At 72.2% G+C, this 21,331-nt stretch carries 15 protein-coding genes; 9 read left to right on the top strand and 6 right to left on the bottom strand.

Annotation, left to right across the window (positions count from 1 at the left end; translation table 11 throughout):
* Positions 1–92: 92 nt before the first annotated feature.
* On the bottom strand, positions 93–1,088 hold the full coding sequence (locus tag ACFV9H_RS10405; RefSeq protein WP_385396041.1) for an NADPH:quinone reductase: 996 nt from the start codon (positions 1,086–1,088) through the stop codon (positions 93–95).
* Between the two features lie 210 nt (positions 1,089–1,298).
* Between ACFV9H_RS10405 and ACFV9H_RS10400 the strand changes: the two genes are divergently transcribed.
* The 8 genes from ACFV9H_RS10400 (at position 1,299) to ACFV9H_RS10365 (ending at position 9,889) form a co-directional block, all read left to right on the top strand.
* On the top strand, positions 1,299–2,471 hold the full coding sequence (locus ACFV9H_RS10400; RefSeq protein WP_385396039.1) for a 3-deoxy-7-phosphoheptulonate synthase: 1,173 nt from the start codon (positions 1,299–1,301) through the stop codon (positions 2,469–2,471).
* Positions 2,472–2,490: 19 nt separating this feature from the next.
* The gene (locus tag ACFV9H_RS10395; RefSeq protein WP_385396037.1) at positions 2,491–3,261 is read left to right on the top strand and encodes a 2,3-dihydro-2,3-dihydroxybenzoate dehydrogenase; all 771 of its coding nucleotides are present in this window, start codon (positions 2,491–2,493) and stop codon (positions 3,259–3,261) included.
* A 48-nt stretch (positions 3,262–3,309) separates the two neighbouring features.
* The gene (locus tag ACFV9H_RS10390) at positions 3,310–3,933 is read left to right on the top strand and encodes an isochorismatase family protein (protein ID WP_385396035.1); all 624 of its coding nucleotides are present in this window, start codon (positions 3,310–3,312) and stop codon (positions 3,931–3,933) included.
* Positions 3,930–5,831, top strand: coding sequence for an anthranilate synthase family protein (locus ACFV9H_RS10385; RefSeq protein ID WP_385396033.1), 1,902 nt, complete (start codon positions 3,930–3,932; stop codon positions 5,829–5,831). The genes ACFV9H_RS10390 and ACFV9H_RS10385 overlap by 4 nt, the downstream gene beginning before the upstream one ends.
* A 152-nt stretch (positions 5,832–5,983) precedes the next feature.
* Positions 5,984–7,006, top strand: coding sequence for a 3-oxoacyl-ACP synthase III family protein (locus tag ACFV9H_RS10380; protein WP_385396031.1), 1,023 nt, complete (start codon positions 5,984–5,986; stop codon positions 7,004–7,006).
* Positions 7,007–7,060: 54 nt separating this feature from the next.
* Positions 7,061–7,885, top strand: coding sequence for an arylamine N-acetyltransferase (locus ACFV9H_RS10375; RefSeq protein ID WP_385396029.1), 825 nt, complete (start codon positions 7,061–7,063; stop codon positions 7,883–7,885).
* Positions 7,886–7,901: 16 nt separating this feature from the next.
* The gene (locus tag ACFV9H_RS10370) at positions 7,902–9,527 is read left to right on the top strand and encodes an FAD-dependent monooxygenase (RefSeq protein WP_385396027.1); all 1,626 of its coding nucleotides are present in this window, start codon (positions 7,902–7,904) and stop codon (positions 9,525–9,527) included.
* 188 nt (positions 9,528–9,715) lie between these two features.
* Complete coding sequence (locus ACFV9H_RS10365) at positions 9,716–9,889, top strand: hypothetical protein (RefSeq protein WP_385396026.1); 174 nt, start codon at positions 9,716–9,718, stop codon at positions 9,887–9,889.
* 58 nt (positions 9,890–9,947) lie between these two features.
* Here the strand turns inward: ACFV9H_RS10365 and ACFV9H_RS10360 are convergent, their stop codons facing one another.
* The gene (locus ACFV9H_RS10360; RefSeq protein ID WP_385396191.1) at positions 9,948–13,058 is read right to left on the bottom strand and encodes a BTAD domain-containing putative transcriptional regulator; all 3,111 of its coding nucleotides are present in this window, start codon (positions 13,056–13,058) and stop codon (positions 9,948–9,950) included.
* Positions 13,059–13,219: 161 nt separating this feature from the next.
* Between ACFV9H_RS10360 and ACFV9H_RS10355 the strand changes: the two genes are divergently transcribed.
* Positions 13,220–14,596, top strand: coding sequence for an IS701 family transposase (locus ACFV9H_RS10355; RefSeq protein ID WP_385396024.1), 1,377 nt, complete (start codon positions 13,220–13,222; stop codon positions 14,594–14,596).
* Positions 14,597–14,674: 78 nt separating this feature from the next.
* Here the strand turns inward: ACFV9H_RS10355 and ACFV9H_RS10350 are convergent, their stop codons facing one another.
* The 4 genes from ACFV9H_RS10350 to ACFV9H_RS10335 form a co-directional block, all read right to left on the bottom strand.
* Positions 14,675–15,865: an MFS transporter gene (locus tag ACFV9H_RS10350; RefSeq protein WP_385396022.1), complete on the bottom strand. Its 1,191-nt coding sequence runs from the start codon at positions 15,863–15,865 to the stop codon at positions 14,675–14,677.
* A gap of 48 nt (positions 15,866–15,913) precedes the next feature.
* Positions 15,914–17,245, bottom strand: coding sequence for an acetyl-CoA carboxylase biotin carboxylase subunit family protein (locus ACFV9H_RS10345; RefSeq protein ID WP_385396020.1), 1,332 nt, complete (start codon positions 17,243–17,245; stop codon positions 15,914–15,916).
* An 89-nt stretch (positions 17,246–17,334) separates the two neighbouring features.
* Positions 17,335–17,940: an NADPH-dependent FMN reductase gene (locus ACFV9H_RS10340; RefSeq protein ID WP_385396018.1), complete on the bottom strand. Its 606-nt coding sequence runs from the start codon at positions 17,938–17,940 to the stop codon at positions 17,335–17,337.
* Entirely contained in the window at positions 17,937–21,290 is a 3,354-nt protein-coding gene (locus ACFV9H_RS10335) for an ATP-grasp domain-containing protein (RefSeq protein ID WP_385396016.1), read from the bottom strand. The genes ACFV9H_RS10340 and ACFV9H_RS10335 overlap by 4 nt, the downstream gene beginning before the upstream one ends.
* Between the last annotated feature and the right edge of the window lie 41 nt (positions 21,291–21,331).

Below are 21,331 nucleotides of genomic sequence, written 5' to 3'. Positions count from 1 at the left end.
CGCCGCGAAAATTGTTCCGCGGCGCCGCCGGAATTTCACCGGTCCGGAAATTCGCCCGATGAACGGACCGACACGAATACGGAATGCCCGATTCAGATCCGGCCGACTCCGGGGCCGGTCCGCAGGACGAGCTTTCCCGTCACCTTGCCCTCGTCCAGCAGGCGGTGCGCCTCGGCGGCCGCGGACAACGGCAGCACCTCCGTACCGCGCGGACGGAGCAGTCCGGCCGCCGTCAGCTTGTTGACGTGGGCGGCGGCGGCCGCCAGCCGGCCCGCGGTGGCGTGCGAGATGGCGAAGCCGCGCACCGAGCAGTCCTTCAGGTAGAGCGGCCCCACCGGCAGCACCGGGCGGGTGCGCAGCCCCGCGAGCAGCACGATCCGGCCGCGGCTCGCGAGCAGGTCCACCGCCGTCTCCAGGTCGTTGCGGCCCGAGGTGTCGATGTGGATGTCGACCCCGTCCGGGCTGAGCTCGCGGATCCGGCCCGGCACGTCGGGGTCGCCGTAGTCGATGACCTCGGCCGCGCCCAGCTCCCGTACGTACGCGAAGTCGCGCGGCGAGGACGTCGCGATGACCCGGGCTCCGGCGTGCGCGGCCATCGTCACCAGCGCGCTGCCCACGTTGCCCGCGGCGCCGGCCACCAGCACGGTGTCCCCGGCGGTGATCTCGCCCTGGTCGAAGAGCGCGAGGAACGCGGTGACGGCCGGGTGCGCGAGGGCGACCGCGTCCACGGGGTCCACCCCGTCGGGCAGCGGGTACAGCCGGTCGGCGGGGACCACGACCCGTTCGGCGGCGGCGCCCTGCCGGCCGTCGTGGCCGAGGCTGTTGCACCAGACCCGGTCACCGGGCGCGAACCGGTGCCGGGCGGCGGGGCCCGCGGCCAGCACCGTACCGACGAGGTCCCTGCCGATCACGAAGGGGAACTCGAGCGGGGTGCTCCAGGCACCCGAGCGGACGAAGGTGTCGACGTGGTTGACGGAGACGACGTCGACCGCGACGAGGACCTCGGACGGGCCCGGCTGCGGAGCGGGGAGCTCACCGAAGCGGATGACCTCCGCGGGACCCAACTGTTCGATATAGGCGGCATGCATGAATCGGATTCTGATCGGGGCGGCCGCCGCGGGAAACCTCTTCCCACTCGTCTGTCAGGTGTCGCCGACCGGATAGTCGTCCGCCCGCGGTCACCTGACGGAGTGCACGGCGGCCCGTGGTCGCTCGCGGAATTCCAGCCGAGTATCCGTATTCCGCCATCCCTCCATTCTGTCCATTGCGCCCGCCGCTGCCCATGACCGGGAGTTTCCGTGGTTACAGCCCCGCTTACCGTCAGAACAGAGTCCGCCCTCCAGCAGCCCGACTGGGCTGATTTCCCGGAGCTGATCCAGGTGAAGGACGAGCTTTCCCGCCGTCCGGCCCTGGTCAACGCCGGGGACGTCCGTCGGCTGCGTTCCCACCTCGCACGTGTCGCGGCGGGCGACGCCTTCGTGGTCCAGGCGGGCGACTGCGCCGAGGACCCGGCGGAGTGCGACGCCGGCTACATCGCCCGCAAGTCGGCGCTGCTCGACCTGCTCGCCGGCACGCTGAAGATGATCACGCACAAGCCGGTCGTCCGGATCGGCCGCCTCGCCGGGCAGTTCGGCAAGCCCCGCTCGCGACCGACGGAGGTCATGGACGGGATCGAACTCCCCGTCTTCCGCGGGCACATGGTCAACGGACCCGAGGCGAGCCTGGCCGAGCGCATCCCCAACCCGCACCGGCTGCTGTCCGGCTACAAGGCCGCCGCGCAGGCCATGGCGCACCTCGGCTGGACCGACCCGGCCCGCCGTTCCGGCATCTGCCCGCCGGTGTGGACCAGCCACGAAGCCCTGCTCCTCGACTACGAACTGCCCATGCTGCGCTGGGACGAGGAGGGCAGCCCGCTGCTGACCTCGACCCACTTCCCGTGGATCGGCGAGCGCACCCGCCAGATCGACGGCGCCCACGTGGACATGCTGGCGGGCGTCGTCAACCCGGTGGCCTGCAAGGTCGGCCCGTCGATGGACCCGGAGGAGCTCGTCGAGCTGTGCCGGCGCCTCGACCCGTGGCGCGAACCCGGCCGCCTCACCCTCATCGCCCGCATGGGCGCCGACCTGGTCACCGAGCGCCTGCCCGCGCTCGTGGACGCCGTCGTCCAGGCCGGTCACCCGGTGATCTGGCTGACCGACCCGATGCACGGCAACACCGTTTCCTCTCCCGGCGGTCTCAAGACCCGCCTCGTCGACACCGTCGTCGAAGAGGTGCGGGGCTTCCAGGAGGTCGTGGTCCGCCGCGGCGGCGTCGCGGGCGGCCTGCACCTGGAGACGACCCCGGACGAGGTCACCGAGTGCACCACCGACGCGGCCCGGATCCACGCGGTCGGCGAGAACTACACGAGTTTCTGCGATCCCCGCCTCAATCCTCACCAGGCCTACGCCGTGGTGTCGTCGTGGCGGACCTGAACCAGCAGGGAGTTGGGACATGGACAACAAAGTCGCCCTCGTCACGGGAGCCGCGGGAGGTATCGGCCTGGCCGTGGCCCGCAGGCTCGCCGAGGAGGGCGCGACAGTGGCCGCCGTCGACCGCGACGCCGTCCGACTGCGGGAGGCGGTGGAGAAGCTGACCGCCGACGGGCTGGGTGTCCACGCCTACCCGGGTGACGTCACCGTCACGGCGCAGGTGGAGGACGTCGTCGACCGGGTCGAGCGCGAGCTCGGCCCGCTGGACATGCTCGTCAACACGGCGGGCATCCTGCGCACGGGCGAGGTGAAGGACTTCAGCGACGAGGACTGGCTCCAGACCTTCGAGGTCAACGTCAGTGGCGTCTTCCGGCTGTCCCGCACCGCCGTCAACCGGATGATCCCGCGCAACCGCGGCGCCATCGTCACCGTCGCGTCGAACGCCGCCGGCACCCCGCGTGCCTCGATGGCCGCCTACGGGGCGTCGAAGGCCGCCGCGACGATGCTCACCAAGTCGCTCGGCCTGGAAGTCGCCAAGCACAACATCCGCTGCAACGTCGTCGCGCCCGGCTCCACCGACACGGCGATGCTCGCCTCCATGTGGGAGGACGAGCAGGGTCCCGCCAAGACCATCGCGGGCAGCCCCGAAACCTTCAAGGTCGGCATCCCGCTGGGCAAGCTCGCCCGCACCGCCGACATCGCCGAGGCCGTGCTCTTCCTGCTGTCCGACCGCGCGGCCCACATCACCCTGCACGTTCTCACGGTGGACGGCGGCGCCACGCTCGGCGTGTGACGCCGGCACCACGCAGCCACTTCGAGGAACGAATCCGAGAGGAACATCATGGCCGGCATACCGACCATCGAGCCCTATCCCCTCCCCACCGCGGGAGAACTCCCCCCGTCCGTACCGCAGTGGTCGTTCGACGCGGACCGGGCCGTCCTGCTCGTCCACGACATGCAGCGCTACTTCCTGGCACCGTTCCCCGAAGGGCTGCGCGAGGAGCTGACCGGCAACGCCGTGCTGCTGCGCGACTACTTCAAGGCCGCCGGCGCTCCCGTCGCCTACACCGCCCAGCCGGGCGGCATGACGCCGGAGCAGCGCGGCCTGCTGGCCGACATCTGGGGTCCCGGGATGCGTACGACGCCCGAGGACCGGGAGGTCGTCCCCGCGCTCGCCCCCTCCGACGAGGACTGGGTCTTCACCAAGTGGCGCTACAGCGCCTTCTTCAACACCGACCTGCTGGAGCGGATGCGCGCCGCGGGCCGCGACCAGCTGGTCATCTGCGGCGTGTACGCCCACGTCGGCGTGCTGACCACGGCCATCGAGTCGTTCAGCCACGACATCCGGACGTTCCTGGTCGCCGACGCGATCGGCGACTTCACCGAGCGGGAACACCGGCTGGCCATCGACTACGCGGCCAAGCGCTGCGCGGTCGTCACCACCGCGAAGGAGATCGCCGGATGACCTCGCCCCTGCTGGCCCGCGTCCTCGGCCCCAACCCGCCCCCGTTCGCGCTCCTCTACCGTCCGGAGGCCTCCGGTCCCGGCATCCTCGACGTCATCGTCGGCGAGACCGCCACCCCGGCGACCCTGGCGGAGCTGCGCGCCCCCGGCGCCACCGCCGCGGCGCCCGCGCCCGGGACCGGCGCCCGGCACGAGGTGCTCGCGCTGGTCCCGTACCGGCAGATCGCCGAGCGGGGGTTCGCCGCCCCCGACGAGGACACCCCCCTGGTCGCGATGACGGTCACGGGTCAGGAGCGCGTCTCGCTGGTCGAGGCACTGGCGCGGATCCCCGACCTGCCCATCGCACTGGACGGCGGAGCGTTCGACATCTCCGACGAGGAGTACGCCGACACCGTGCGCCGGGTGATCTCAAAGGAGATCGGCGAGGGCAAGGGCGCCAACTTCGTCATCAAGCGCTCCTGGAACACCACCATCCGCGCGTACTCCACCGGCCACGCGCTGACCCTCTTCCGGCGGCTGCTGGAGCGGGAGTCGGGCGCGTACTGGACCTTCGTCGTGCACACCGGCGAGCGCACGCTCGTCGGCGCCAGCCCCGAGCGGCACGTCAGCCTGCGCGACGGCACCGCGGTCATGAACCCGATCAGCGGCACCTACCGCTATCCGGCGGCCGGTCCCTCGCTGCCCGAGGTCATGGACTTCCTCGCCGACACCAAGGAGGTCGACGAGCTGTACATGGTGGTGGACGAGGAACTGAAGATGATGGCCCGGATCTGCGAGGGCGGCGCCCGCGTGGACGGGCCGTACCTCAAGGAGATGGCCCGTCTCGCCCACACCGAGTACTTCATCGAGGGCCGCAGCGGGCACGCCCCGGAGGAGATCCTGCGCGAGACGCTGTTCGCGCCGACGGTCACCGGCAGCCCGCTGGAGAGCGCGGCCGCGGTCATCGCCGAGTACGAACCGCAGGGCCGCGGCTACTACAGCGGCGTGCTGGCGCTGATCGGGCGCGACGAGCGGGGCGGCCACGCGATGGACTCGTCCATCCTGATCCGTACGGCCGACATCGGCGCCGCCGGCGAGGTCCGGATCGGCGTCGGGGCCACCCTCGTGCGGCACTCCGACCCGTGGTCGGAGGTGGCCGAGACCAAGGCGAAGGCGTCCGGGCTGCTCTCGGCGCTGGAATCGCGGGGCGGCCAGGCCCGGTTCGCGTCCCACCCCGATGTCCGGGCGGCCCTGGAGGGGCGCAACCGGACGATCGCCGACTACTGGCTCAAGGAGGAGCAGGACCGGCTGGCGGTGGATCCGGAACTGGCCGGACGGCGCGTGCTGGTGGTGGACGCGGAGGACACCTTCACGGCGATGATCGCCCGCCAACTGGTCTCGCTCGGCCTGGACGTGACGGTCCGCCGGTTCGACCAGGCGTACTCCTTCGACGGGTACGACCTGATCGTGATGGGCCCCGGGCCCGGCGATCCGCGCGACAGCGCCCACCCGAAGATCGACCACCTGCGCACGGCCGTACGGACGCTGCTGGACGAGCGCAGGCCGTTCCTGGCGGTCTGCCTGAGCCACCAGGTGCTCTCCACCACCCTCGGTTTCGAGCTGGTGCGCCGCGACGAACCGAACCAGGGCGTGCAGAAGGAGATCGACTTCTTCGGGCGGCCCGAACGGGTCGGCTTCTACAACACCTTCGCCGCCCGCTCCTCGGTGGACTCGGCCATCATCCCCGGCATCGGTCTCGTGGACATCAGCCGCGACCCGGAGAGCGGCGAGGTGCACGCGCTGCGCGGCCCGCACTTCGCCTCGATGCAGTTCCACGCGGAGTCGGTGCTGACGCTCGCCGGCCCGCGCATCACCGGGGACCTGCTCGCCTCGCTGACGGCGCGGATGCTCGCCGCCTGACACCGGTGACGGCGGGGGCGGTCCCCACCCCGTCCCCGGACGGCCGGGACCGCCCCGCGCCCCGCACTACCTGACAAGGTCCCTCGGACGCCGTTGTCGGCCTTTCCCCGGGACGGAACCATAAGTTTCACGCTGTTGAGGAGCCGCACGAAATGATCACGACGGGAATTCACGGTGCTCAGAATGCTGTTTCTGTGGGCGTGCTGGGCACGGGCTCTTACGTACCGTCTCACGTCGTCTCCAACGACGAAGTCGGAGCGCCTGCCGGAGTCGATCACGATTGGATCTTCGGCAAGACGGGGATACGCAACCGTCGTTGGGCGAAGCCCGATGAGGCGACATCTGATCTCGCGGTGATCGCGGGGCGCGCGGCGCTGGAGAACGCCGGCATCCGCGCCGCGCAGTTGTCCCTGATCGTCGTGGCGACCTCGACGCCCGACCAGCCGCAGCCGCCGACCGCGGCCGTGGTCGCCGCCGAGCTCCGCGCGGACCACGGCACCGCCGCCTTCGACGTCAACGGCGTCTGCACGGGCTTCCTGTTCGCGCTGACCACGGCGCAGAGCATGCTGGCGGCCACCGCCGGCGAGGGCTACGCCCTGGTCATCGGTGCCGACGTCTACTCCCGCATCCTCAACCCCGAGGACCGGCGCACCACGATCCTGTTCGGGGACGGCGCGGGGGCGGTCGTACTCGGCCCGGCGGCCGGCGGGGACCGCGGTGTCCTCGCCAACCGGCTCGCCAGTTACGCCGCCGACCGGCACCTCATCGAGGTACCCGGTGGCGGGAGCCGCATTCCGACCACCGCCGAAACCCTCGCCGAGGGACTTCAGTACTTCACCATGAACGGCCGCGGCGTGCGGGATTTCGTGGCCGAGAACGTCCCGCCCGCCATCCGCGAATTCCTGGCGGAACGCGACCTCACCCCGGCGGACCTCGCGCATTTCGTTCCGCACCAGGCCAACGGCCGAATGCTGGAAAACCTCTCCGCGGAATTGGGAGTGGGCGCGGGCCGCACGTGGACGACGTACGAGGAATACGGCAACACCGGCTCCGCATCCGTGCCGATCACCCTCGACCGCGCGGCGCGTTCCGGCCGGCTGACCGCCGGCGACCTGGTCCTGCTCGCCGGCTTCGGCGGCGGCATGGCCCTCGGCCTGTCACTCATCCGCTGGTAGACCCCTCTCCCCCCGCCCCCGCTACCCCGGGAACGACACCCTCAAGGAGATCCCATGCTGGACTCAACCGTGATCGACGACGCCACGGTCGACGCCTACCTGACCCGGATCGGCGCGAGCCGTCCCGCGCGGCCGGACGCCGCCGGGCTCAAGCACCTGACCGAGCGCGCCGTGCTGTCCGTGCCGTTCGAGAACCTCGACTACCACCTCGACGGCCGCGAGATCCACATGGACAAGCGCTCCGTCGACAAGATCGCCCGCGAGCACCGCGGCGGCGGCTGCTACGAGGTCAACCCCGCGCTCGGCTTCGTCCTGGAGGCCCTGGGCTACGACGTGGAGATCCTGCCGGGCCGTGTGCACCGGCCGGAGGGCCTCGGGCCGTTCCTCGGCCACCTCGCGCTGAAGGTGACCATCGGCGAGGAGGTCTACCTCGTCGACACCGGCTTCGGCCGCAACAGCCGCTTCCCGCTGGACTTCACCAGCCGCGAGGTCCAGACCGACCCGCACGGCGAGTACCAGCTCAAGGACGTCGAGGGCCAGGCCGGCACCGTGGACCTCTGGCTCGGCGGCCGCCCGCTGTACCAGGTGGTCGAGACCCCGGTCCGCATCGAGGACTACGGCCCGTCGCTGTGGTGGTACCGCACCGCCCCCGACTCCTCCTTCCTGCAGGCCCTGTTCTGCTCGATCCGCACCGAGAACGGCCTGGTGACCCTCAAGGGCCGCCACCTGAACGTCGTGGACGGCGAGCAGCGCTCCAAGACCGTCCTGGCCGATGACGCAGACGTCATCGCCGCCTACAAGACCCACTTCGGCATCAGCCTCGACCGGCTGCCCTCCGAGCCGGAGAACTCCACCACCACCGGCGTCCGTACCGACTGAGAGAGTCCCAGAGGCCATGGCTGACCTGATCACCGGCGAGATCCGGACCACGAGAGAGAGCGAAGCGGCGTCCGCCGCCCGGCCGTCCGACCTGGACGTGCTGGTCGTCGGGGCGGGCCCCACCGGCCTGCTGACCGCCGTAGAGCTGCTGCGGCGCGGCATCCGGGTCCGGGTGATCGACCGCGCCGCCGAACCCATGCTGACCCCCAAGGCGCTGTCCGTCTGGCCCCGTGCCCTCGACATCCTCGAGGACACCGGGCTGGGCGAGGTGGTCAACGAGGAGTCCGTACGGATCAACACGCTGAGCTACTTCTCCGAGCGACGCCCGCTGGCCTCCTTCGGGTTCTCGGACGACCTGGCGTGCCGCACCCTTCCGCAGCACGTCACCGAGCGGCTGCTGACCGAGCGGCTGCACGAGCTCGGCGGCAAGATCGAGCGCGGTGTCCGACTGCTGGCCCTGGACGGGGTGGACTACTCCGGCCGGATCGAGGCCACCGACGGCGTGACGGCCGTGCTGGAGACGCCCGAGGGCCTGGAGCGGGTGCGGGCGCCGTTCGTCGTCGGCGCCGACGGGGCGGGCAGCGCGGTCCGCGGCCAGCTCGGCATCGGCTTCGAGGGATCCACCTACGAGATGGCCTTCGCCCTGGTCGATGCCCGCATCGAGGGGTACCTGCCGCCGGACGAGTGCCACTTCTACCAGTCGGCGAACGGCGCACTGGTGATCGTGCCCATCCCGGGCGGGATCTTCCGGTTCCTGTCGGTCATGCCCCAGGGCAACGGCGAGGTCGACGCCACGATGATGCAGGCGCTCATCGACGAGCGCGGACCGCGCGGTGTACGGATCAAGGAAGCGGTCTGGAAGGCCGTGTTCCGGGTCCATGCCCGGCGCGCGACCGAGTTCCAGCGCGGCCGGGTCTTCCTGGCCGGCGACGCCGCCCACGTCCACAGCCCGGCCGGTGGCCAGGGCATGAACAACGGCCTCCAGGACGCGCACAACCTCGCCTGGAAGCTCGCCGCGGTGATCCGGGGCGAGTCCCCCTCCTCGCTCCTCGCCTCCTACGGCACGGAGCGCTCGGAGGTCACCCGGCAGATCGTGCGCGACACCGACCTGCAGACCAAGGCGTGGGTCGCCAAGGCCAAGGCGACGGTGGCGGCGCGCGACGCGGCGTTCCGGCTGCTGGACCGGACCGGGATCGTCTCGGAGTTCTACGCCCCGGTGATGGCCGGCCGCCGGCTGTCCTACCCGGCGACCCGCGACAGCCAGCAGCCCTCGGGCTGGACCGGCTGCCGCGTACGACGGGCCCTGCCCGGCGCTCTGGAAGTCGGCGCGGTCTTCCCGCGGCGCCTGGCGCTCGCGTACGGCATCTCGGGGACCGCGGCGGACCCGCACGGCTGGCACCTGGCGGTCGTGAGCGACGGAAGCCGGGACTGGGAACAGGAGTTGGGGCACGTCGTGGCGAAGTGGCCGCTGCTGCGCCAGGTGACGCTGCGCCGCAGGGACGCCGCCGCGCAGGCGGGGTGCCGTGCGGCGGGCTACTACCTGATCCGGCCGGACGGACACATCGCCGCGCACGGCCATGCGCGCGACCTGGGCCGACTGGAATCGGAATTGCGCATTTCGTTTTCCCGAACCGGCAGTTAACCGAAATTTGGCCACACCATTCCGGCCAATGTCGGATGCGTGAAATCGGCGCGCATACCCTTCCGCACCCCCGTTCCCTCCATTACGTTCGCCTTAGGTAACTGCGCGGGAACCGTACGGGAACGCCCCTTGCGAATCTCTGTCTGTCGAAAGCGACACGGAACTTGAACGAACACAAGGGGAACGAAATGCGCGGCAAGCTCGCTGGTCTGGTCGGTATCTTCGCGGTTGCTCTCGCCTTCGGTCTGGGCGTCTCGGCCGAGCAGGGCAACCAGGCCGACGGGACCGGCACGGGACACCTCGTCCTGGCCGAGGACCGTGGCCCGGCCGGTCCGTCCCCCGCCCCCTCCCCCGCCAGGTAGTCCGTCTGCCACACATCACAGCGGTGGCCCCCCCCGGAACCGAACGGGGGCCCCCGGTTTAGCCCCCCCACCCCCCCCAGGCCCCGGGGGCAGACGGCCCACGGCCGCGCAGCGGCACTCCCATCGCCTCGAAGTGCGCGTCGGCCCGCTCCCGGTATTCGGCCGCGGCCGCCAGGCCGAGCATCTCGGCGGCCCCCGCCATCCCGTGCAGCGCGTGGGCCACCTCGATCCGGTACCCGGCGTCCTCGGCACAGGCGAGGGACCGCTCGTGCAGCTCAAGGGCCTCTTCGTGCCGGCCGTGCCGACTGTGCTTGAGCGCCAGGAAGTTCACCGCCCTGGAGCGGCGCTGCGGCGGGGTCGCCGGGGTGATCAGTTCCAGCGCCTTGGCCTCGCACTGCTGCGACCTCCGCGCATCGCCCAGCCGGTCGTACACGTCCGCCGAGACGGCGAGGGCCAGCACGAGGTTCTCCGGCTGACGTTGAGTGCTGGCCAGGACCAGTGCCCGCGCCAGGCTGACCGCCGCCTCCTCGAACTCACCCATGCCGCACTGCGCCAGGGCCAGACCCGTCCACGAGACGATTTCCTCGTCCCGGGCGTGGACTTCCCGGCAGCGCTCGATCGCCTGCCGAGCGGCATCGGCCGCCTCTTCGTGGCGGCCGAGCGAGGTACAGGCCGAGACGACGGTGTTCAAGTCCTCCAGCTGCTGCTGCAGCCGCATACCGTCCCGCCCCTCGACCACGTTCAAGGCCTGCATCGTGTAGTCGTACGAGCGCTCCAGATTCCCCAGCCCGTAGTGGACGAGCCCGAGCAGCCCCAGGTTGTTCTGCTCGTCCTCCACGTCGCCGGACTTCCTGGACCAGTCGAGCGCCTCCTCCCCCGCCTCCACGGCCTCGGTGAACCGACCGAGCTTCCAGCGGGCGACCCCGAGGTTGTTGAGGGTCCGGGAGATGAGCTGGGAATCGCCCATGCTGCGCGTCGCCACCAGGGCGGCCCGGCACACCGCTTCGAACTCGGCGTGCCGGCTGCGGACGTTGAAGTGGAAAGAGGCATTCCGGGCCAGGACGAACACCTGCTGGGGAGATCCCTCGTGCGCGACCTGGGCCAGCAGGGTCTGGATGCCCGCGGACTCCCTGTCGAACCACTCCAGGGTCCGGTCCTCATGCCGCATCGGCGGCAGCGCGCACGCGGACTTCGGCAAGGCGAGATCCATTCTGCGCCGGGTGGGGAACAGCAGCTCGCAGGCGGCCTCGGTGGCGCCCACGTAGTAATCGAGCAGCCGCCCCACGGCCGCGTGGCCCGCTTCCCCCCGCGTTCCCTCACCCAGCGAAATGGCGTACGTCCGCACCAGGTCGTGGAAGGCGTACAGCCCCGGCTCGTTCTGCACGAGCAGGTGCATGTCGAGGAGGTCCTCCAGCATGTCCTCCGCGTCGCGGACTCCCACCTCCAGCAGCGCGGCGGCGGAGTAGACGTCGATCACCGCGCCCGGGTGCAGTCCCAAGAGGACGAAGGCCGTCCGCAGTTCCTCCCCCATCGCCCGGTAGGACAGGCTCAGGGTCGCCGCCACACTGCGCTCGCCCGCGCTGAGCTCGTCCAGCCGGCGCGTCTCGTCCTCCAGCCGCTCGACCAGATAACGGACGGTCCACCGGGGACGGTTGCGCAGCCGGGCCACCGCCAGGCGCAGCGCCAGCGGCAGATGACCACAGAGCTGGGCGAGTTCGGCCGCCGCCTCCGGCTCCCGGGAGGCGCGGTCGTCGCCCAGCACCTCGGTGAGCATCGCGCCGCTCTCCTCGGGAGGCATCACCCCCAGCGAGATCCACTGGGCGCCGTCGAGGTCGAGCAGCCGGCCACGACCGGTGACCAGGACCAGCGACTCCGGCGAGGGCGGCAGCAGGGGCAGCACCTGTCCGGCGTCGAAGGCGTTGTCGAGCAGGAGCAGCATGCGCCGGTCCATCAGGGTGGCCCGCCACAACCCGATCCGGCCCTGCTCGTCGTCCGGGATGCTGTCGGCGGGCACCCCGAGGACGCGCAGCAGGCCGCCGATGGTGGCGCCCGGACCGACGGGCTCCTCGCCCGGCGTGAATCCGCGCAGGTCGATGTAGAGCCGGCCGTCCGGGTACTGCTCCGCCAGTTGGTGCGCGGCGCGCACCGCCAGCGAGGTCTTGCCCGCGCCGCCCATGCCGTCGATCGCGACGACCCGGGGTCCGTCCCCCACGTCGTGACGGCAGGCCTCCAGCACCTCGGCGAGTTCGCGCTCGCGCCCGGTGAAGTCGGGGAGGCTGGGCGGAAGGGTGCACGGCGCGCCGCGCACCCTGGCCGCCCAGGGCGGCGGCCCGTCGTCGTCCGCGGCCTCGGACCCCGCCTGGTCCGCGGGGCCCGCGGGGCCCGCGGCGGGTCTCGCCGGAGCGGCCTCCGGCCCGGTCAGTTCCGGGGAGGCCCGCAGGATGTTCTCGTACATCTTGGTCAGCTGCTGGCTCGGGTCGATGCCGAGTTCCTCGACGAGCAGCTCGCGGACCTGCGCGTACTCCGCCAGGGCGTCGGCCTGCCGACCCGAGCGGTACAGCGCCAGCATCAGCAGGCCGCGCAACGTCTCGCGCAGCGGGTGCTGCGCGATGAGGGTCCGCAGGTCGCCGACGACCTCCCCGGCCTCCCCCAACGACAGGCGCAGCTCGCAGAGCTGCTCGGCGGCGCCCAGCCGGCGCTCCTCCAGCACGGCGGCCGCGGCCTGCACCACCGGGCCTCCGGCGCCCGACAGCACCGGGCCGCGCCAGACGGCCAGGGCGGCGCGCAGACTGTCGGCCGCTTCCGGCGTCGCGCCCTCGGCGGCGGCCTGCCGGGCCTCCCGCACGTGCGCCAGGAACTCGTGCAGGTCGAGCTGACTGCCGGTCACCTCCGCCCGGTATCCCGGACCGTCCGTGATGATCAGTTTTCCGCCATCGGGTATCCGGCGACGAAGGTCCGCAACGGCCTTTCGCACCTGATGCGAAGCGGTTACCGGCGGTTCTTCATCCCAAACCGCCTCGACAAGACGGGCAACAGGGACAACATTCCCGGGTTCGAGCAAGAGGGTGGCAAGAACTCGCTCATGGATTTGTCCACCAAGTCGGATTTTCGCCTCTCCCGACCAGCCTTCCAACGGTCCCAGGATGTTGAACCGAACATGGCTCTGCATCAGATTCGACATACCCCTCTTCCCCGGTCCCTCGGATTCCCCCTGGTAGAGACCATTATTCCCAGATCCTATGCAGCTACCAGCCACCGGTAGCGAATCGGGAACGAGGCGGGAACACCGGCTCCGAGAGTGACTCCCTGACTCGGACTCGGGGAGCAGAGATGAAGACTTTCGGACTCGGCGGCGGACACCGGACCGTGCGCCGTGCGACGGACCACGCCGGCACTCGGCCGGCCGCCGCACACAGCGCCTACCAGACGCCGCTCACCACACCCACGGCGCAGCCGGCCCCACCGTCCACGCTGCCCGCGGCGGACCCCACCGCCATGGCGGAGCAGCGGGCGCGGATGACGGAAGCCATGATCGCGGAGCTGGTCCCGACGCTGTTCTCGTCACTGCGCCGCAGCGACCAGCGCGCCCGCGGCGAGCAGTACCTGCGCGGCCTGCTGTACGCGGAGGGCCGCAAGTCCATCCGCAACCTGGCGGGAGTCGTCGGCGGCGCGGGCACCGAGCAGTCGCTGCACCACTTCATCACCGAGTCCACCTGGGACTGGGCCCCGATGCGCGCGGCCCTGGCCCGCCACGTGGAGCGCATGCTCCGGCCCAAGGCCTGGGTCATCCAGTCCATGCCGATCCAGAAGGCCGGCGAGCGGTCGGTGGGCATCGACCGCCGGTTCGTCCCCGAGCTGGGGTACTCCGTCCACGGTCAGCACTCGTTCGGCCTGTGGATGGCCTCGGAGGCCATGAGCGCCCCCGTGAACTGGAACCTGTCCCTCTCCCCTTCCTGGCTCCAGGACGAGGAGAAGCGCCGCCAGGCCAACATTCCGGACTGGGTGGAGGAGAGGTCACCCGGCGAATGCGCCGCGGCGGTGGCCCTGGACGCGCTCGAATGGAACGTCGAGCGCCGCCCCGTGATCATGCCCTCCCGTGACTTCGTCAGCAGCGCCGTGCTCGGCCGCTTCCACGCCGCCGGCATTCCCGTCATCGCCCGGCTGCGGGCCATGGACCAGCTGCGGGTGGCCGACACCGCCATGCCCGGGTACGGAGCCGGCCCCATCCCGGTCTCCGACATGCTCCAGCACATACGCGGGCTGCGCCGGCCCGTCGAATGGCTCGACGAGGCCACCGGCACGCCGACCGTCCGCAGCAGCCTGGTCGCGGGCATCCGCGTCGAGGTGCCGCAGCCCCGCCGGTCGGCCTCCGGGCCCCAGCAGTGGCTGCTGATGGGCGAGTGGACCAACCCCGGCAGCCCGCCGAGCGAGTTCTGGCTCACGGACCTCACCAGTACCTCGCTCGACGGGCTGACCCGGTTGGCCAAGCTCGCCCACCGCGCGGCCCTCGACAGCGCCTCCACGGGCGAGCGGGCCGGCCTGCGCGACTTCGCCGGCCGCTCCTTCCAGGGCTGGCACCGTCACCTCACTCTCGCCTCGGCCGCCCACACCGTCGCGATCGGCGCCGACCGCGTCGCATCCCGCACTCGGGCGGCGGCTTCGTCCGGCAGTCACTCCGGGGCCCCGCAGCAGCGGCGGACGGGCTGAGCCGTGTCGTGCGAGGGTGCCGGTACCCCGCGCAGAGGGGACTGTTCGGGGCCCGCTCCAGTGCTGCCGCGCCCCGCCTCACGCGGCGGCGCCGACGGCCTGCGGCGCCTTCCCGGCGGCCTGGGAAGGAGCCGGTACCCGCATCGCGACCAGCCCCGCGGCGACGAAGTAGACGCCCCAGCCCAGCCATCCCCAGCCGGCCCAGCCGACGGAGGCGGTGATGAGCGGGGGCCCGACGACGGTGGCGACGGCGAATCCGAGGTTGAAGGCGGCGAGGTAGGCGGGCTTGCGGCCCTCGGGGATGTGCAGCAGGGCGACGCCGGTGGTCCCGGCGATGACGTACAGCTCCCCGAGGGAGAACAGCAGCGCCGCCGCGACCACCAGGGCCAGGTCCGTGGTCGCGCCGCCGAAGGCGGTGAGCGGTACGACGACCGCGGCCAGCGCGGACAGCATCGCGCCGCGCCGCATCATCCTGCGGGCCGTCCCGAAGTTCTCGGAGCCCTTGCTGACGCGGACCTGGAGGACGATGACGACGGCGGTGTTGAGGACCTGGACGAGGGTGACCGTCCAGGCGGGTGCCTGGGTCTCCTGGACCACCCACAGCGGGATGCCGAGTCCGAGGACGAGCGCCGACAGGGTCAGGGCCCCGTACAGAGCGGTGATCCGGAGGAAGGCCCTGTCCCGTAGGACGCTGGTGCGCGAGGTCCCGCCCGGGGCGGTGTGCCCGCTGTCGCCGAAGGTGCGGCAGACGACGGCGCACCCGACGAACAGGGTGGCGGAGAGCACCATCACCGCCTGGTAGGCCCAGGCCTCGCCGATCGCGATGGCCGCGCCGGACGGCAGCGCGCCGGCGGCCATGCCCGCGTTGCGCAGCGACCGGAGCCGGGCGAGGGCCCCGACCGCCTCCTCGTTGCCGGCCCGGGCGATCAGTCCCGACTCGATGAGCGGACTGATGCCCCGACTCAGCAGCCCGGCCACGGCGGAGGCGAGCAGCGCGGCGACGAACGTGGTGGACGCGGCCAGCGCCAGGAAGGCCGCGGCCCGCACCAGGTACAGGACGGTCAGCATCGTACGGGTGCCGAAGCGCTCGGCGGCCCGCGCGATGGGCATGGCGCCCAGCAGCGAGGTGACGCCGGCGACACCGAGGACCAGCCCGATCTGGGCATTGGGCAGGTGGACGGCCTTGTCGAAGAAGAGGACGGACAGGGAGAGGTACATGCCGAGCCCGACAGCGTCGGCGAGCCCGGTGGCGTAGAAGCGTTTCTTCATCAGAGCGATCCCAACGTCATGGGTGTGAGGGATTGCGAACGGCCGGGCTCAGGCGGCCGGCAGGGCGGCCGACGCGTCGTCGGCCGCCACGAGTTCGATGCCGAGGGCCCGTTCGATCCGGTGGGACTGTTCACGGGCCCCGTCCGGGGTCGGCGCGCTGAGCATGAAGGTCGCCAGGTGCAGCGTCCGGTTCCGGCTCGCCGGCAGGCCGGGTGCGAACCGCGGTGCCACATAGACCAGTTCGGGGAAGGCCGCCAGCAGCTCCTCCGTCGGGGTCTGCGCGGTCACCCGCCATTCCCCCTCCGGTATCGGCATCATCCGCAGCAGCGCGGCCCTCTCGAACTCGGGCTCCGCGTCGGGTGCGAGACCCAGCGCGCTGCGGCCGATCTGCGCGGCGTAGTCGTAGTCCGCGGCGACCTCGAACAGGATCGGCATCGGTCCGCCCGCCCGGGCGTTGACCTCGATCACGCGCGGCCCCTGCGGGGTCAGCGCGATTTCCGTGTGCACGGCCCCGGTGGTCAACCCGATCGCGGTGATCGCCTGGTCGGCGCAGTCGATGGCGGCCGCCTGGGTGGCGGCGTCGAGCCTCGACGGCATCGACGCGCCCTCCTCGGCGTAGCCGTGGCGCAGCGCCATCCGGTCGGAAACGGTCAGGTGGTGGCGCTCCCCGGCGGCGAGCAGCGATTCCACGCTGCAGTACGCCGCCCAGCCGGTGTCCCCGTCGGCCTCCAGCTCCAGCCGCTCCTCCAGCAGGAAGACGTCCTCGCTCTGCAGGAACGCCGAAACCGTGGCCCGGCCCGCACGGTAGGCCTCCAGCAGTTCCTCGTACGTGCGCACCAGCCGCACGCTCTGGCTGCCCGCGCCCAGTGAGGGCTTGAAGACGGCCGGGAGGCCGATGCTTCGGGCCGCCGCGGCCAGGTCCTGCTCCCCGCGCAGTTCCGCGAACCGCGGTGAGGGCACGCCGTGTTCGGCGAAGACCTGCCGCTGCCGGGACTTGGACTGGGCGACGGCCACCGCCTCCGGGGAGTTCCCCGGCAGCCCCAGGCGCTCGGCGAGTTCTGCCTGCGGGCGCAGCAGCAGCTCCGAGTACGTGACGATGCCCGACAGCGCGAGCCGCTCGTGCAGGGCGAGGCCGACGGTGACGGCCTCGTCGAGGTCGGCCGCGGTCAGGAACTCCCCGCCCAGCCCACGCGCGGCCCAGTCGGCGCGCACCGGCTCCGGGTCGCCCCAGGCCGAGATGTGGACGACGGAGACCGTCGTGCTGATGCGGGAGAGGGAGTCGAGCGCCTTGGCGGGCGCGTGGCCGCCGATGCCGGAGATCAGCAGCAGGTGCGGCTGGTCCGTGGCCTCGGCGGACGGGCGGGCGGAGCGGGAGGTCATGGCTCGTCCTTTCTGATGACGGGCTTCTGGTGAGGGCTGGTGCTGACGGGTTCGTGTTGACGGGCTCGTGCTGATGGGCCGAGGTGGCGTCAGCAGAGGATGAGGGCCGGCGGGCGGTGGGCGTGCGGACGCGGCCCCCGCCCGGGCTCGTGTGCGGGGGACACCGGAACGCGGTCGGCGGGGCGGAACGAGAGCAGTTCGGCCACCAGGTCGTCCATCCGCTCGTGCAGCCCCTCCAGCGGCGCCCCCGGCGTGAAGTCCCCGCCGGTGGAGGCGACATGGGTGGGAACGGCCCAGCCGCCGAGCGCCCGGACCACCGACCGCATCTGGTCGCAGGCGGTCCCCGCGCCGCGCGGCCCGCCGCCCGCGGCGATCAGTCCCACGGGTCGGTCGGCCAGCGCCTTGCCGGTGAGGTGGTCCAGGGCGTTCTTGAGCAGTCCGCTGTACGAACCGTGGTAGACCGGCGTGGCGATGACGGCGCCGCTCGACGCGGCGATCCGAGCCCGGAGCCGGTCCGTCTGGCTGCCGGGCGGCGGGTTCTCGTAGTCCTCGATCCGGTGGCGTTCGGGGAACTCCACGCTCAGGTCGAGGAGTTCGTACGCCGTCCCGGCCGCCCTGATCCGGGTGGCGGCCAGCTCCAGGACCCGGCGCGAGACCGAGTCGCGGGCGGCGCTGCCGAGGATGCCGAGGATCATCGGACGCTCCCCGCGGGTCCCGGCGGCGGCCCGAGCACCAGGCGCACCTCGCGCTCGGCGCGGGCGACCAGCCGCTTCACCTCGGCGTGCGAGTCGTCCGTGAAGACGTGCGTGCTGGCACCGGTTCCCGAGAAGTTCTGGGTGGGGACCACGTCTCCGATCCGGTAGGGAACGGAGCGGAAGTAGGCGTCCTGCGCCACAGCCGAGTCGTCGAAGTCCAGCAGTACGCCGCCGGTCGTGAAGTGCACCGTCCAGCCCGCGTACGCGCCCGCCGGCTCGCGACGGCCGGTCCTCGGGTCCAGGCCCACGTCGGTGAGGATCTTGGCGTGGGCGAGGTCGATGCCGGTGGTGGCCCGGAACGCCTCGCCGATGCCCGCGCCGCCCGGACGTCCGGCCACCTCGCAGAACGTGAACGTTCCGGAGTCGTCCACGAACGCCTCCAGGTGCAGTACCCCGGTGCGGACGTGCCAGGCGTCGATGACCTGGCCGAGCAGTTCACGGGCGGCCGCGCGCACGGCGGGGTCGGCGACCGTGATGGAGGACAGCGGTTCCTTGCGCGAGACGGCCAGGGTGTCGGTCACGTAGCGGGACACGTCCCACACCACGTCGCCCTCGTGGAGGACGGCGTCGATGTGACACATGTCGCCGACCACGAACCCCTCGCACAGGTGCGTTCCGGGGCTGAACTCCTCGCGCACCCACCGCTCGACCTGCGCGGTGTCGGTGAGCACCGACACCCCGAAGGAGCCGGATCCGTCGCGCGGCTTGACCACGACCTTGCCGTGCCGGTCGAAGAGGTCGGTGACGTCCTCGGGGGTGTGCACGAGATGGCCCTCGGCGGTACGGATGCCCGCCCGGCGGGCGATGCGCTTCATCACCGCCTTGTCCACGAACTTGCGTGCCGTGGCCGGGTCGCTGCCCGCGGTCCCGAACAGGCTGCGCAGTTCGGCAGCCGGTTCCAGCAGCCGCTCGGAGACGGTCGCGACCCGGTCCACCGGGTGCAGCGCGTGCACCGCGCCGGCGAGGACCCGTACGGAACCCTGGTCGAACACGTCGGTCCGCGCGACGAAGTCGCCCGCGGCCCCGGTGGTGGTCTTGCCGATGCCCGAGCTGAGGACGCTGACCCGGAAGCGGTCCGGGTCCAGCAGCGGCGTGCCGTCCTCCCGGGTCCACACCCTGGGGCCGATCCGGTCCAGCACCAGAACGTGCGTCCGGTCGGCCGGTTCGGTCCGCCACACCAGCGAGCGTTCGATCCTGGCGGCCGCCTGCTCGGCGTGGACGACGCTCGGCCCGGCCACGGTGTAGCCCAGCCGCAGGACCGGCCCGCTGTGGATGGCGTCGGTGTCGAGCGGAGTCCGGGCGTGCGTCAACTCGGGGTAGTCGTAGAGCGCTTCGGCATCGGTCGCGGCCACGATGCGGAAGCGGCCGGGCTCGGAGAAGACGTGCCGCTGGATGGCGACCCGTCCCGCGTCGGGCAGGGCGGTGCGCACGGACCGGCCCAGTGCGCTCTCCGCGACCGCCGTCACCAGGCTCCGCCGGTGGGCCGCGTCGTAGAGGGCGAGGACCTGCCGGTCGAAGCCGGGCAGCACGAGGGGCTCCGCGTGCCGCCCCCCGAACACCACCCGGGCGGGCCCCTCGATCCCGGCGGCGCGTACGGCCGCTTCGGCGCCGGCGAGGAGCCGTGCGGGCACCGGGCCGGCGACCAGGCGCCGCTCGGTCCCGGCGTCGTCGACGGCCTGGTCGCCGGTCTCATCGATCGCGGCGAGGACATCGACCCGCCCGCCGCCGGCGACGGCCAGCACCGTGTGCACGGGGTCGCTGACGAAGTGGGGCTCCTCCAGCGGTTCCCAGCCGTACTCGCCCTCATCGGTCCCGTGCGCGCCGGCGGGGGACGCCCCGTCGGCTCCGGCGGCGAGCAGGGCACGCAGCTCGCGCGCCTCGCGCTCGTACGCGGCCGCCCAGGAGAGCACTCCGGCCACCGGGTGGCGCTCGTGCGCAGCCAGGAACGCCGCGCGCGCCTCGCCGAAGGTGAGCTCGTCGCGCCGCAGCACGGTCAGCCGCGCGGTCACCGCGCCCGCCGCGGTCACGATCCGCTCGACCGGGTCCTCCCCGGTCAGCAGTAGGACCAGGTGCTCGCCGCCCGCGGGCTGCGGCTCCGCCGCACCGCCCTCGGCGGCGACCGGCTCGACGCGCAGCGACTCCCGTACGCGGTCGGCCGCCTCCGCGGCAGCCCGCACGGCCGTCGCGCGATCGGCGCCGCGGACCATCACGTACCCGTACCGGTCGTGGTTGGTGGACAACGCCGGCACCCGGTCACCGGGGCCGACGCTCACCTCGCAGTCGATCACCCCGACGGGCAGCTCCGCGAGGGCCGGGACCGTACCGCGCACGATCCCCTCGTCCGGGCTCCACAGGGCCCGCAGGGCCACGGTGGCCACGGGCGGCGCCGCGCCGTCGATCGGCTGGCCGGTGGCGATCGCCACCAGGTCCCGGGTGATGGACCGACCCAGTGCCAGCGACATCTGCCGCGGCACCACGTACCCGGCGATCCGGCCGTTCACCTCGATCAGCTCCGGGCCGGTCGGCGTGATCAGCAGCTCCACGTGGAGCGCGCTCGCACGGACCCCCAGGGCCTCGACCGCGTCCAGGACGAACCGTCGGGCCGCGCCCATGCCCTCGAAACGGGCCGGGAAGTGTCCGCCGAGCTCGGCCGTCGTCCCCGGCGCCGCCGCGACGCGCTCGGAGAAGCCGAGCAGGACCGTACGCCCGTCCTGGACCAGGAGTTCGGCACTGACGTGGAGACCGACGGCGTACTCCTCGACGAGCGCGGCCGGCCCTTCGCCCGCACGCCCGCCCGGGACGCCGAGCAGCTCGGCCAGCGCGTCGGCCGCCTGCTCGCGGGTCCAGGCCACGGTGACCCCGACCGAGTGCCGGCCGACCGTCGGCTTGATCACGCACGGCAGCCCGATCTCGTCGACCGCGGCCAGGCCCTCCTCCTCGGTGACCGCCCGGCGCCAGCGCAGGCTGCCGATACCGGCCTTCCCGAGCCGTTCCCGTACGGCCGACTTGTCTCCGAGCAGCCGCGCCGTCTCCGGCGACTCGTGGGGCACGCCCAGGTCGCGGGCGAACAGCGCCGCGCGGTGGTGGAGGTTGTCGTCGCGGCAGATCACCCCGTCGACGGGGGTGGGGCCGAGCAGGCCGCGCAGCCGGGAGGTCAGGTCCTGGCAGTCGGCCAGGTCCGGCACCTCCACCACCCGCGCGGCCCGTTCGATGAGCTCGAAGCCGGGATTGGCGCGATAAACGTCCAGGCTCGCCGTGACAAAGCTGACTTCGATTCCGTCGTCGGCCATCTCGGAAACGAGGTCAAAGCCTCTGACGTATGACGTCCCCA

Origin of the sequence: Streptomyces sp. NPDC059874 (assembly GCF_042731135.1) — a bacterium.
Taxonomy (GTDB): domain Bacteria; phylum Actinomycetota; class Actinomycetes; order Streptomycetales; family Streptomycetaceae; genus Streptomyces.
Note: the sequence above shows the minus strand (reverse complement) of the source record. Positions and strands in the feature narration are given on the sequence as shown.

Bases quoted from the DNA above. Each gene is read 5' to 3' on its own strand.
- ACFV9H_RS10405 (WP_385396041.1), bottom strand. From the start codon at position 1,088: ATGCATGCCGCCTATATCGAACAGTTGGGTCCCGCGGAGGTCATCCGC.
- ACFV9H_RS10395 (WP_385396037.1), top strand. From the start codon at position 2,491: ATGGACAACAAAGTCGCCCTCGTCACGGGAGCCGCGGGAGGTATCGGC.
- ACFV9H_RS10390 (WP_385396035.1), top strand. From the start codon at position 3,310: ATGGCCGGCATACCGACCATCGAGCCCTATCCCCTCCCCACCGCGGGA.
- ACFV9H_RS10385 (WP_385396033.1), top strand. From the start codon at position 3,930: ATGACCTCGCCCCTGCTGGCCCGCGTCCTCGGCCCCAACCCGCCCCCG.
- ACFV9H_RS10380 (WP_385396031.1), top strand. From the start codon at position 5,984: ATGATCACGACGGGAATTCACGGTGCTCAGAATGCTGTTTCTGTGGGC.
- ACFV9H_RS10375 (WP_385396029.1), top strand. From the start codon at position 7,061: ATGCTGGACTCAACCGTGATCGACGACGCCACGGTCGACGCCTACCTG.
- ACFV9H_RS10370 (WP_385396027.1), top strand. From the start codon at position 7,902: ATGGCTGACCTGATCACCGGCGAGATCCGGACCACGAGAGAGAGCGAA.
- ACFV9H_RS10365 (WP_385396026.1), top strand. From the start codon at position 9,716: ATGCGCGGCAAGCTCGCTGGTCTGGTCGGTATCTTCGCGGTTGCTCTC.
- ACFV9H_RS10360 (WP_385396191.1), bottom strand. From the start codon at position 13,058: ATGCAGAGCCATGTTCGGTTCAACATCCTGGGACCGTTGGAAGGCTGG.
- ACFV9H_RS10355 (WP_385396024.1), top strand. From the start codon at position 13,220: ATGAAGACTTTCGGACTCGGCGGCGGACACCGGACCGTGCGCCGTGCG.
- ACFV9H_RS10350 (WP_385396022.1), bottom strand. From the start codon at position 15,865: ATGAAGAAACGCTTCTACGCCACCGGGCTCGCCGACGCTGTCGGGCTC.
- ACFV9H_RS10345 (WP_385396020.1), bottom strand. From the start codon at position 17,245: ATGACCTCCCGCTCCGCCCGCCCGTCCGCCGAGGCCACGGACCAGCCG.
- ACFV9H_RS10340 (WP_385396018.1), bottom strand. From the start codon at position 17,940: ATGATCCTCGGCATCCTCGGCAGCGCCGCCCGCGACTCGGTCTCGCGC.
- ACFV9H_RS10335 (WP_385396016.1), bottom strand. From the start codon at position 21,290: ATGGCCGACGACGGAATCGAAGTCAGCTTTGTCACGGCGAGCCTGGAC.